Raw genomic sequence first — 12,050 nt, forward strand, 5'->3', positions numbered from 1 at the left:
CCATTTTCGCGGCCGAGAAGCGGGCAGGCTGCAGCTTGCCGGAATGTCCCGGCACCTCAGCGTCCTCCTTCTGGCCAATCAGGCCGAGGAGAATGACGATGAGCTACTCACCCGATGTCCCTTAGCGCGCGACAGATCGCTTCCGTGCATTCGCTGGTTTTGGCGGGACCTCCGAGATCGGGTGTGCGGTATTGTGGCTCGGCGAGAACTGCTTCGATTGCTGATACGACCGCCGCAGCGGCATCTCGCTCTCCGAGATGGTCAAGCATCATTGCCGCGGCCCAGATCTGCTCGACCGGGTTTGCTATGCCATGTCCGGCAATGTCGGGAGCGGAGCCATGGACGGGCTCGAAGAGTGAAGGAAATTCACGCTCCGGATTAATGTTGCCGGCCGGCGCGATGCCGATCGTGCCGGTGCAGGCGGGGCCGAGGTCCGACAGGATGTCGCCGAACAGGTTGGAGGCGACAACCACGTCGAACCAGTCGGGGTGCTGCACGAAGTGCGCCGCGAGGATGTCTATATGATACTTGTCCCAGCGGACGTCCGGGAAGTTCGCCGCCATTGCTTCGACCCGTTCGTCCCAATAGGGCATGGTGATGGAAATGCCGTTCGACTTCGTCGCAGAAGTCAGGTGCTTCTTCTCGCGCCGCTGGGCGAGGTCGAAGGCGAAGCGCAGGATGCGGTCGACACCTGTCCGGGTCATGACGGTTTCCTGCATCACGACTTCGCGCTCGGTGCCGGGAAAGATCTTCCCGCCGATGGAGGAATATTCGCCCTCCGTATTCTCCCGCACGATCATGAAGTCGATGTCGCCGGGTCCCCGGTTTGCAAGCGGGCTTGAAACGCCGGGCATCAGCCTCGCAGCCCGCAGGTTCACATATTGGTCGAACTCGCGCCGGAACTGGATCAGGGAACCCCATAGGGAGATGTGATCGGGTACGGTGTCGGGCCAGCCAACCGCGCCAAAGAAGATCGCGTCATGATCACCGAGCAGCGCCTTCCAGTCGTCCGGCATCATTTGGCCATGCTTCAGATAATAGTCGCAGGACGCGAAATCGAAATGATCGAAGGCAAAGGCGCAGTCGAATTTCTCGGACACGGTTTTCAGCACCCGCAGCCCCTCCGGCACGACTTCCTTGCCGATGCCGTCGTCGGGAATGACGGCGATATGATGAGCGTTGGTCTTGGTCATGCTGCTGCTCCCGAATGCGGGCGGTCGATAAGGATGGCGCGAAAATCGTTCACATTGGTCAGGGTCGGTCCCGTGATGACCAGCGCGCCGAGCTTCTCAAAGAACCCGTAACTGTCGTTGCGCGCAAGGAACGCCGCCGGGTCGTGGCCGGCCCCCCGCACCCGTTCGAGCGTGTCCGGACTGATGATGGCTCCGGCATTGTCCTCGCTGCCGTCGATACCGTCAGTGTCGGCGGCAAGGGCGTGCACATGTGGTATAGCGCCCAGGGCAAGCAAGAGGGCGAGGAGGAACTCGGTGTTGCGCCCCCCACGTCCGTCACCGGCCACCGTGACGGTCGTCTCTCCGCCAGACAGCAGAACGCAGGGCGGCGCTGGGCTGGACCCTCGTTCGGTCAGGGATTTGACCAGGTCAGCCTGACTCTCAGCGACTTCACGCGCCTCGCCCACCGCTTCACCGAGAATAAGCGGCTCGTAGCCGGCCTGCCGCGCCAGTGACGACGCGGCGTCTAGCGCGCTGCGGGCGCCCGCGATCAGGCGGTATTCGCTTTTAGGAATTTGGGACGTAACGGGCGTCTCCGAGGCCGGATCTTCCAGCCAGGCGCGAACAGCGGGCGGCGGCGAAATGCGGTAGCGGTCCAGCACGGCCAGCGCGTCCGTGCGTGTCGTCGGGTCGCCGACCGTAGGCCCGGATCCGATCGCGCTAGGATCATCGCCCGCAACATCGGAAATCGCCAAGGTGACGAGGCGCGCTGGCCGCGCTGCGAGGGCGAGCTTACCGCCTGCCGCGCGCAAGAGATGCTTTCGCACGGTGTTGATCGCACCGATGTCGGCGCCTGATCGGAGCAGCGCCGATGTCAGCTGCTGCAAATCGGGCAAGGCTACACGCTCCGCCGGCGCAGCCAGCAGCGCGGACGCGCCGCCCGACAACAGGCAGATCACGAGATCGTCAGCTGTAAGTCCCTCCAGCCGCGCGAGCATTTCCAGCGTTGCTGCGACTCCGTTCTGGTCCGGAACGGGGTGCGCGGCGGATCGAACCTCGATTCTCTTGCAGGGCACCTCGTGCCCGTAGCGCGTGATGACGAGCCCCGACAGGTCGCCGGTCCAGTTGTCCTCGACTGCCTGCGCCATTGCGGCCGTCGCCTTGCCCGCACCCACGACGACGGTACGGCCGGGCGGCGGGGAGGGCAGGTTTGGCGGCACGCAGTTGCCGGCCTGCGCGCTCGCCACGGCGGCGTCGAACATGGCGCGCAGCAATGCCTGCGGATCGCCGTCTATCGCATGTCTGTATGCGCCGTCCTCCATTCAGCGGCGGCGGCCATCGGCGACGACGCACTGGGCCGGCGGATCGCCGCCGGTAAGGACATCCACCACGCAGCGCGCCGCAACCATGTTCGTGCGGGCAAGCCCCTCTTCGGTAGATGCTGCGGCGTGCGGTGTGGCGATGACATTAGGAAGACCGATCAACTCCTCGGTGACGGATGTGAAGGCGGGATCCGATTCGCTGACGAAGACATCCAGGCCCGCAGCCGCGATCGTGCCATCCTTCAGCGCCGCGAGCAGTGCCCGGTCGTCAACCAGTCCGCCCCGCGCCGTATTCACCAGAACCGCCTCTGGCTTCATCTTGCCGAGAGCCTCTGCGCCGAACATGAACTGCGTCTCCTCCGTCAACGGGGCGTGGATGGAGACATAGTCGCTGCGGCGAAGCAATTCGTCCAGTTCGACAAGCTGCACGTGGTTCTGCTTCGCGAACGCGCGGCTGCTCTCCGTCGCGACCGCGAGAAGAACGCAGTCGAACCCTCTGAGCCGCTGCACAAGGCTGCGGCCGATGCGGCCGAACCCGACGATCCCGACCGTCTTTCGGTACAGATCGTGCCCGCGAAGGATCGACCAGTCGCCTCGGGACATGCGTTCCTGCGTTTCGCGTAGCCGTTGATCCGCCGCGAGCATCAGCGCCAGCGTGTGATCGGCGACCGACGCGTCGTTGCCGCCTGCCGATAAACGCGCATGATGTGCGCTATGATGGCAGCGGCAACCGCTTCGCGGGCCGATGCCGATGAGAGGGTAATGAACAAGCGCGCGCCACCGCCTAACGCAGTTGGAAGGGGCAAGGGGGAGTTGATGCATCAAGCCGGTCGAATCCGCCGGATCGGGAAAACCTATCTTGGGCGTGGCGCTTCGAGAGCGCGCCTCAGAAAGGCATCATGGCCAGCGGCGCATGACAAGGACGCATCGAGAGGCCGAACACATGGCCGCCCAGTCAGCGGAATGCACATCCTCAAAAATCATGCCTGCAGAGGGGCGCCAAAACGTGACCTATCCGTTTCAAGAGGATGGCGCCAATAGTTTCATTGCCGGGTTCTAAACAGGGCGATTTTAGCTCGTATAGCAGTCCAAAAGAACTATCTATATTCTTTGATTTCGGAGCAGCTCATCATTCTGACAATAAAGGTAAATATTAAAAATCTGTTCCTGTTAACACTGTGACATGAAGGCTATGTTGTAAGTGAAAGAAATATTTCCTCTTACAACAGTCGAAAGCTCTCAGAGGTGTATCACTCGACTGTAACGGACTTAGCAAGATTCCGGGGTTGGTCGACGTCCGTGCCCTTTGCGACAGCCACGTGATAGGCGAGAAGCTGGACCGGAATCGCATAGACGAGTGGGGCGATAAGGGGGTGTACCTTCGGCATGCGGACATATTCGATCACATCGTTACCGGCCTCGTCGATGCCGGTGTCGTCGGAGATCAGCACGACCTGGGCGCCGCGGGCCTGCGCCTCCTGCATGTTCGAAACCGTCTTCTCGAACAGCGGGCCTGACGGCGCGAGAACGATAAGCGGGACAGTCTCGTCGATCAGCGCGATGGGACCATGCTTCATCTCGCCGGACGCATAGCCCTCTGCGTGGATGTAGCTGATTTCCTTCAGCTTGAGAGCGCCTTCCAGCGCCATGGGATAATCCGGGCCACGCCCCAGATAGAGCACGTCGCGGGCTTTCGCGACGAAGGCGGCGACCTTCTCGATGACATCCTCACGCTCCAGCGCGGCATTCATGCACTCCGGAACTTCCTGCAAATGCCGGACGATCTCGCGTTCCTCATCCGCGGGGAGGCGCCCCTTCGCGCGGGCGAGGTTGGTTGCGAAGGCCGCCATGACGGCAAGCTGGCACGTAAACGCCTTTGTCGACGCGACGCCGATTTCCGGGCCGGCATGGGTCGGCATCAGAAGGTCTGCCTCTCGCGCCATTGTGGACGTCGGGACATTGATGATGCCGGCCGTGGTGATCCCGGCCTCCTTGCAGTGGCGCATGGCGGCAAGCGTATCCGCGGTCTCGCCGGACTGGGAGATAAACAGCGCAAGCTGACCCTCTTCCAGCACCGGGTCGCGGTAGCGATATTCGGACGCGACGTCGACTTCCACCGGAACGCGAGCGAACTGTTCGATCCAGTATTTGCCGACCATGCCGACGTAGGATGACGTGCCGCAGGCGACGATGGAGACGCGCGTGACCCCGGACAGGTCGAATTCCATGTCGGGCAGGGCCACCTGTTCCTCAAGCGGCCGCAGATAGGATTTCAGCGTCTGCGCGACCACAATCGGCTGCTCGTGGATTTCCTTGAGCATGAAGTGGCGGTAATTGCCCTTTTCGACCGCGGCAGCGCTGGCACCGGAGTGCACGATATCGCGGTCTGCCGGTCGATTTTCCGCATCGTAAATATCTGCGACGCTCCGGCGCACGACGCACCAGTCGCCCTCGTCCAGATAACAGATACGCTGGGTCAGACCGGCCAGCGCCAGGGCATCGGATCCGAGGTACATCTCCTCATCCTCGCCATAGCCGAGCACGAGCGGCGATCCCTTGCGCGCGCCGATCATCAGGTCGGAATGACCGGTGAAGATCATGGCGAGAGCGAAGGCGCCGCGCAGGCGGGGAAGCACCGTCTGGACGGCCTGTTCCGGACTGGCCCCGGCTTCGATTTCCCGGCTTACGAGGTGGCAGACCACCTCTGAATCGGTTTCGCTCTCCAAGGTGCGGCCAGCCGCAATCAGTTCCTCGCGCAGGGCCTTGAAATTTTCGATGATGCCATTGTGAACGAGCGCGACATGATCGGTGGCGTGGGGATGGGCATTCCCCATCGTCGGCGCGCCATGCGTCGCCCACCGCGTATGCGCGATGCCGATGGTGCCGGAAAGGGGCGCCTCGTCGAGCTTTGTGCGCAGATTATGCAGCTTCCCCTCGGCGCGCCTGCGTTCGAGCTCACCGTCGGACAGCGTGCAGATGCCAGCGGAATCGTAGCCGCGATACTCCAATCGCTTCAGCCCGTCGTAGAGCTCGTCCGCCACGTTCCGCCGCGCAGCAATGCCGATAATTCCGCACATAGATCAGTCTTTCCCTGCCGCCTGTTTCTTGGCGGTCTGCGTTTCCCGGAAGCGCCTTGCCCAGTCGCTCCGAACCTCCTGGCGGCCGCGCGCGACGACCAGCGCGCCGACGTCCACATCCTTCGTCACGACCGACCCAGCGCCGACGATGGCGCCGTCACCGATCTTGACGGGCGCAACCAGCGCGCTGTTCGACCCGATGAATGCGCCGTCCCCGATCAGGGTCCGGTACTTGAAGAATCCGTCATAATTGCAGGTGATGGTGCCGGCGCCGATGTTCGCCCCGGCACCGACATCCGCATCGCCCAGATAGGTCAGATGGTTCGCCTTGGCGCCCGCCCCTAGAACGGCCTTCTTCATTTCCACGAAATTGCCGACCTTGGCGCCCGCCTCCATGCGGGCACCGGGACGCAGGCGGGCATAGGGGCCGACCTCGCAGCTCGGGCCGACATGGGCCCCCTCAATATGACTGAAGGCGCGGATCGTGCTGCCGCGCTCGATGCGGACGCCGGGGCCGAAAACCACGTTCGGCTCGACGAGGACATCCGCCTCGATCTCGGTATCGTAAGAGAAGAACACGCTGCCGGGATCGCGCAAGGTCACGCCGGCAAGCATCACCCGTTCGCGTTGCTCGGCCTGCCACAACGCCTCGGCCGCTGCGAGATCCCGGCGGTCGTTGACACCCGCGACCTCGGTCTCCGGCGCCTCCACCACGGCGGCGGCGCGACCGCCGCCGGCTGCGACCGTGACCACGTCCGGCAGGTAATATTCGCCCTGGGCATTGTCGTTGGAAATGCGGGACAAGAGGTCGAAGAGCTCCTCGCCCCGAGCCATGAGCGGACCGGCATTGCAAAGGTCGCAGGCGCGCTCCGCCTCCGTCGCGTCCTTATATTCGACCATTTTCCTGATCTGACCGCCTTCGTCCGCGATGACACGGCCATAGGCCTTCGGATCGCTCGGGCGGAAGCCAAGGACGACGCAGGCCGGCGCATCCTTCGCGTTCAGACGATCCTGCATACGCGCGACCGTCGCCGCCTTCAGCAGCGGAACGTCGCCGAAACAGACGAGAACGTCGCCGGCGAAATCCTGGAGAGCGTCCCTTGCCTGCAGGGCGGCATGCGCAGTGCCGTGCTGCTCCGTCTGATGTGCAAAGACCACGCCGCTGCGACCGGCCGCCTGCCTGACGCTATCGGCACCCGCGCCGACGACCACGACCACGCGGCGCAGTTCGATGCTGGCCATTTCATCCAGAAGGCCGAGCAGCATGGGCCGTCCGCCAACGGGGTGCAGGACCTTGTGCAGATCGGATTTCATGCGCGTGCCCTTGCCGGCGGCAAGGATAATGGCGGCGATCGGACGCTGGCTCATTCGGTTCCCTCTGAACGCTCCCCTTGGGTTTCGGACCGCCTATTGTGAAACGCGGCGGATTTCTACAAGCCATCGGCCTATGTCAGGAAACGCTTCCAAATCGTGTATTGCCTTCGATCTCGACGGCACCCTTGTCGACACCGCGCCCGATCTTGCCGGAGCGATGAATGCTGTCCTTGCGCATTTCGGGCGCTCGTTCGTCGATCCTGAACAGGTTCGCGACATGGTCGGACGCGGCGCCCGGCGTACGATCGAGAAGGGTCTGGAACTGACCGGCGGCGGGACGGAGGCGATGCTGGATGAAGGCGTGCCGATCTTCCTGGACCATTATGCAGACCACATTTGCGATGGTTCGCGGCCGTGGGAAGGGACGAACGAGGTGCTGGACGCGCTTGCGGGTCACGCCGTTCTGGCGGTGTGCACGAACAAGCCCCTCCATCTTGCAAAGGCGCTCGTCGAGGCGCTTGGCTGGACATCGCGCTTTCAGGCCGTTCTGGGCGGGGACAGTCTGGAGGTCCGCAAGCCCGACCCCCGGCATCTTCTGGAAACGATCCGTATGGCCGGAGCCGATCCCGCGCGTTCCGCCTATGTCGGCGATTCCTCGGCGGACAGCGAAGCGGCGCATGGCGCGGGAATACCGTTCGTCCTGTGCCGATTCGGCTATCTCGACCTTACCCCACAGGAGCTTGCGGCGGACGCCGAGATCGATTCGTGGAGCGACCTTCCAGACGCGCTTCGCGCCTGCGCGCCCGCCATTTGGTCGTCAGATGCCGCGCCAGCATGAACGGCGGCATTCGTAGCCAGTGGCCGCGCACGAAAAGGAGAAAATCGCTTATCGGCGTGCGGCGCTGGCCATATTCGTCGAGGCCTCGAAGCTTTCGCAGCGCCAGGAGGTCGACGATGTCGCTACGTCCGCGCAGGGATGACGGACTCGGCGTGCCGTAGAGCTCCGCCGCCAGGCGCAGCGCGCGCGCCAACGGCGCTTTCAGTTGCTGATCGTGGGCTACCGCCTGCACGCGAGTCCAGAAGTCCGGCAGGGATGCGAAGTGCCGAGTCAGGCGGTCAATGTCCCAAAGGTTGCGCGCTCCGCCCTGGAAATCTCCATCATAGGCGAGGTGAGCAGCGGCATGAAGGAGCATGTCCTCCGGACCCATGACCGACAGGACGCTCGTAACCGGCACGGCGTGTTCGAACATGCGGGTCGGGCGGGGGGACAGGCGAGCGGTGCGCGGCATGATATTGTGGTGAAGATCGATGACGTTGCCGCGCCGCTCATGAGCCAGCGGCGGCAGTTCGTGCATCCACTCGCGGTAATATTGATCGTCATAGCCGCCGCGCGGCTTCACGGATTGCCAGCCATGCGCCTTCAACAGGGCCTCCGCCTTGGCCAATCGCGCTGCCGGCACCATGACGTCGAGATCGCCGATCTGCCGGCCGGGAAGTGGCGGCAGGTCCGCCAGCATATAGGCCGCCCCCTTCATCAGCAGAACGGGAATGCCGGAGCCCGCCAGCGCCTCTTCCATGCGCTCGATTTCGAAGCGGATGGCGTTCTGGTTCATCGCCGCGCCGTCGCTTGCCTCGGCGAAGAGCGCCGAAACCTTTGCAGGAACTTGGATGCCGCGGGCAGCATGGGCGAGCGAGCCGAGCAGCATTTCGGATCGGGCCGCACGGATGAGCGCGTTCCAGTCCCTGGGCTGGAGCGCGGCCATGGTTTCGGGCTGGACGAGTGCATGATGCAGCAGTTCCGCCGGGGGCGTCATCGCCTGTGCTCCGTCCACAGGCGGTCGACAAGGGCAAGGGCATCCTCGCTTTTGCCGTAGACGATATCGTATGCCGGGACGCTCCGCACGACGGAAACGAGAGCGGCGAACCCCCGTTCCCCGAGTTTCAACTGATTGGTCGACGCAGTAGAAAGTCTTAGATAACAGGCGGATTCGCTCATCGGATAATAGGCGGGTTCAGCGCCCTCCCGATAGTGCGGCGCAACGATGAGGGCAGGGGGCGCGAACCTTTGCATCGCCGCGATAGCGCCTACTGGCGGCAGGAGATGCTGCACCGTACCCTTCACCGTATTTTCAAGCCGGGGCCCGAAACGCGTTGCCGGCGCGCGGGCGGCCATTTCCTCGATACTGCGATTTTTCAGGCCGATGGGACGGGGGTAGGGCTTCAGGTGCGGCGCGTCCTCCAGCGACAGCAGCGCCAGTTCATCGCCCATATGGCGCCAGCCGGCGCTATAACTGAGAAGCGCGGACAGGGTGCTCTTGCCTGCACCCGATTCACCCGTGATGAGGATACCCTGTCCGTCGCGTTCGGCAGAGGCGGCATGCAGAACGATGTCCCGCCGATAGCCGAGTGCCATCTGCAGGTTGATCGCCATCTCAAATCCGAGAAGCGCCAGCGACGCGTCGAGGGGGACGATGTCGTCGACCATATGATCGGCCTCGAAGACCAGCGACGGACGCAAGAATCGGCGAAGCGGCGAAGCGGGTATGGCAGCCACTGCGAAATCGTAGATTTCGTCGTCGAGGCCCAGCGGGTAATCCCTGTAAAGCGTTCGCGCCGCCTGAATCGGATCGGCGAATGGGGAGCGAAGGTCGAAGACGGCCGGGCCGATCTGGACCCGCATATGATGCGGCGTCACGGGCAGCGTTGCAGAATGCCGAGATCGGCGAGTTCCTGGAGGCGGGCGAGGATCGTTTCGTCCGGCCCCGGCGAATCCGCCGACACGATATCGAAATCCACGCTCAGGGTCTCCACGACAGCGGGGCCGTCCGCCCCGCCCATGGGTACGGCATGCAGGATCGCCTCGGCTTCTGGCGATAGAATATGAGTTTCCCCCGACAGGCGGTGGAAAACGAGCGTCATGTCGGCAAGCCGCTCGACGCGGATATCCCGCGACGGCCGAAAGCGCACGGGGCGGCTCTTATGCGCGGTAAGCGTCGAGATTGCTGGTCAAGGAAATGAGGCAGGTCAGCCCCGCGCCGTTCACCTGCTGATAGCGGACTTTCGTAAGATACTCGACATGCGCCTGAAATTCCTGCTGGCCGACGCCGGGCGGCGGGCTCCAGCTCGTCAGCGCATCCTTGATCTGCTGGCCCGAATAGCTGCCCTCGGCGGGCCCGCTATAAACGAGCAGCCATTTGTCCTTTTCATTCTTCCGATAATATCTGCCGTTGCTCTTTCGCACGACTTCACGTCGATCGACCGGAAAGCCCTTTTCGTCGATGAACTCCGGCATGGGCACGGTGCAGGCCATCAGCGATACGCCCGCCCCGCCCACGGGGGGCGAGCCGCCGCCATTGCCGCCCCCATAGGTCGCCATCGCCATATTTGGGGAAAGGGTGGCGACCGCCGGCACCGCCAACGCGCCAAGCTTCAGGACACGGCGGCGCGACTCCACCTTGCCATCCTCGGACGCGCGCTCGGCTGCCCGTTCATTCTCGTTCGTGCGCTCGTTCATATCCGTCATCTTCTATTCCAGCTTTTCGCACGTGCAGGCCTCTGTTCCAAGGCCCAGTTCTTCCATCGCGCAATACCCGGCCGCACCGGGCCGAAGCCCTTTTCCGCGAGATCCCAGCCTTGAGGCTGGGCGAGCCGAGCAGATGCGACTGTCCAACTTACTTCGCAGGCAAGAATAGCAACTTTCATACCATAACAATAACAAACGGTAAGCAGAGCCTTTTTTGTGCTGGCAATGCGAGTTCTGTCAATTTTACCGACACCTTCTATGACTGCGGACAGTCCTTCGATATGACGCTTTGAATATCGTCCGTGAAAGGTGAACGACATTCTCATCGAGCACCGTCCCCGTCTTTACGTCCTGGCGGCCCTGATTGGAGCGGCCGGCTACGGTCTCGGCATTCGTGAATATGCGCTGACCGTAATCGCGTGCGGCCTCGGCATCGTGCTCCTGCCCGGTCTCATATGGCGCTCGAAGCGCGAGGAGATCGGCGCGCCCGCCGCAGCGCCGCTGGGGTTGGCGGACGACGTCGTCGCGCTCGAGGTGTTCGAGGATGCAGCCCTGATTGCCGCCGCCGACCGTACGGTTGTGGCTGCGAACCGGGCGGCGCAGGATCTCTTTGGGCGGGTTGCGGGAGAGGATCTGCGCCTTGTCATGCGGCATCCCGGCGCGCTCGAGACGTTGGAGCAATCCTTGTCATCGGGCGAGGACGCCGTACGCGAGCTGGACGGTCTCGGACGTGCGGGGCAGCATTACCGTTTGCGCGTTGCGCCGATGGAGGAGGGGCGGCTGCTCCTGAACTTCGTCGACATTTCGAAGCAGCGGGCCGCCGAACGGATGCGTGCGGATTTCGTGGCCAATGCCAGTCATGAACTGAGGACGCCGCTTGCGACCGTGTCGGGATTCATCGAAACCTTGCAGGGTCCCGCAGCCGACGATGATCAGGCGCGTACGCGATTTCTGGGTCTGATGGCGGACGAGGCGGCGCGCATGACCCGCCTCATCGACGATCTGCTGTCTCTTTCCCGCATCGAACTCGACAAGAGCGTTCGGCCCCGCAATCCCACCGACTTGGAACAGATCGTGGTGGAGTTTAGCGAAACCATGCGCCCCCTGGGCGAATCGAAGGGGCACCAACTGCACGTCGAGCTTGCGCCGAACCTGCCGCTGGTGCTCGCCGACCGCGATCAGCTTTTTCAAGTTCTCGGCAATCTGGTGTCGAACGCTTTCAAATATGGGCGAGAGGGAACGCCGGTGCTCCTGGCAGCAAGGCGGATAGAGGGCGGAGTTAGCGTCACGGTTCGCGACCAGGGTGAGGGAATCGCCCCTGAGCATATCCCGCGCCTGACGGAACGCTTCTATCGCGTCGATCCCGGTCGGTCCCGCCGCATGGGCGGAACGGGGCTCGGCCTGGCCATCGTGAAGCACATTGTGGAGCGCCACCGCGGACGTTTGGAGATCCGTTCCGAGCTCGGTCACGGCACCGCCGTTTCTTTCAGTTTGCCCGCCGCCCCTTCGGCATGACAAGCCGGGTCGACGAAAGCCGCCCAGCTGGCACCGCGAAATTTGCGTATTGTGTCACAATTCTGCAAAGCCCCGCCGTCATGTGGGCGCCATCGCGGCGCGGGGGCGCCGGCATGACTAAGCCGGC

11 protein-coding genes are annotated in these 12,050 nt (G+C 63.4%); 2 read left to right on the top strand and 9 right to left on the bottom strand.

Annotated features, from left to right (window positions below; translation table 11 throughout):
- Positions 1-107 precede the first annotated feature (107 nt).
- The 5 genes from C725_RS00755 to glmU form a co-directional block, all read right to left on the bottom strand.
- Complete coding sequence (locus tag C725_RS00755) at positions 108-1,193, bottom strand: tartrate dehydrogenase (protein WP_008599532.1); 1,086 nt, start codon at positions 1,191-1,193, stop codon at positions 108-110.
- Complete coding sequence (locus C725_RS00760; protein ID WP_008599534.1) at positions 1,190-2,494, bottom strand: glycerate kinase type-2 family protein; 1,305 nt, start codon at positions 2,492-2,494, stop codon at positions 1,190-1,192. The genes C725_RS00755 and C725_RS00760 overlap by 4 nt, the downstream gene beginning before the upstream one ends.
- Positions 2,495-3,316 carry an NAD(P)-dependent oxidoreductase gene (locus tag C725_RS00765; RefSeq protein ID WP_008599535.1) on the bottom strand — a complete coding sequence of 274 codons (822 nt, stop codon included), beginning with the start codon at positions 3,314-3,316 and terminating at the stop codon, positions 2,495-2,497. It lies immediately after the preceding gene.
- A gap of 428 nt (positions 3,317-3,744) precedes the next feature.
- Positions 3,745-5,571, bottom strand: a complete 1,827-nt coding sequence (glmS, locus tag C725_RS00770; RefSeq protein ID WP_008599537.1) for a glutamine--fructose-6-phosphate transaminase (isomerizing) — start codon at positions 5,569-5,571, stop codon at positions 3,745-3,747.
- Positions 5,572-5,574: 3 nt separating this feature from the next.
- A complete protein-coding gene (gene glmU / locus C725_RS00775; RefSeq protein ID WP_008599538.1) occupies positions 5,575-6,939 on the bottom strand; it encodes a bifunctional UDP-N-acetylglucosamine diphosphorylase/glucosamine-1-phosphate N-acetyltransferase GlmU in 1,365 nt (454 codons plus the stop codon).
- A 79-nt stretch (positions 6,940-7,018) separates the two neighbouring features.
- Between glmU and C725_RS15600 the strand changes: the two genes are divergently transcribed.
- Positions 7,019-7,723 carry an HAD hydrolase-like protein gene (locus tag C725_RS15600; protein ID WP_038280962.1) on the top strand — a complete coding sequence of 235 codons (705 nt, stop codon included), beginning with the start codon at positions 7,019-7,021 and terminating at the stop codon, positions 7,721-7,723.
- On the opposite strand, the gene C725_RS00785 is transcribed toward C725_RS15600, so the two are convergent.
- From C725_RS00785 to C725_RS00800, 4 genes are read right to left on the bottom strand one after another with little or no spacing between them, the layout of a single operon-like run.
- Positions 7,611-8,699: a nucleotidyltransferase domain-containing protein gene (locus C725_RS00785; protein ID WP_008599539.1), complete on the bottom strand. Its 1,089-nt coding sequence runs from the start codon at positions 8,697-8,699 to the stop codon at positions 7,611-7,613. The genes C725_RS15600 and C725_RS00785 overlap by 113 nt on opposite strands.
- Positions 8,696-9,580: an HprK-related kinase A gene (locus C725_RS00790; protein ID WP_051051174.1), complete on the bottom strand. Its 885-nt coding sequence runs from the start codon at positions 9,578-9,580 to the stop codon at positions 8,696-8,698. Before C725_RS00790 ends, C725_RS00785 begins: the two co-directional genes overlap by 4 nt.
- On the bottom strand, positions 9,577-9,852 hold the full coding sequence (locus C725_RS00795) for an HPr-rel-A system PqqD family peptide chaperone (RefSeq protein ID WP_008599541.1): 276 nt from the start codon (positions 9,850-9,852) through the stop codon (positions 9,577-9,579). The genes C725_RS00790 and C725_RS00795 overlap by 4 nt, the downstream gene beginning before the upstream one ends.
- A 10-nt stretch (positions 9,853-9,862) precedes the next feature.
- Complete coding sequence (locus tag C725_RS00800; protein WP_008599542.1) at positions 9,863-10,399, bottom strand: hypothetical protein; 537 nt, start codon at positions 10,397-10,399, stop codon at positions 9,863-9,865.
- 318 nt (positions 10,400-10,717) lie between these two features.
- Between C725_RS00800 and C725_RS00805 the strand changes: the two genes are divergently transcribed.
- Entirely contained in the window at positions 10,718-11,923 is a 1,206-nt protein-coding gene (locus C725_RS00805; RefSeq protein WP_008599543.1) for an ATP-binding protein, read from the top strand.
- The last annotated feature ends 127 nt before the right edge of the window (positions 11,924-12,050 follow it).

Source organism: Pacificimonas flava, from assembly GCF_000342165.1.
Taxonomy (GTDB): Bacteria; Pseudomonadota; Alphaproteobacteria; order Sphingomonadales; family Sphingomonadaceae; genus Pacificimonas; species Pacificimonas flava.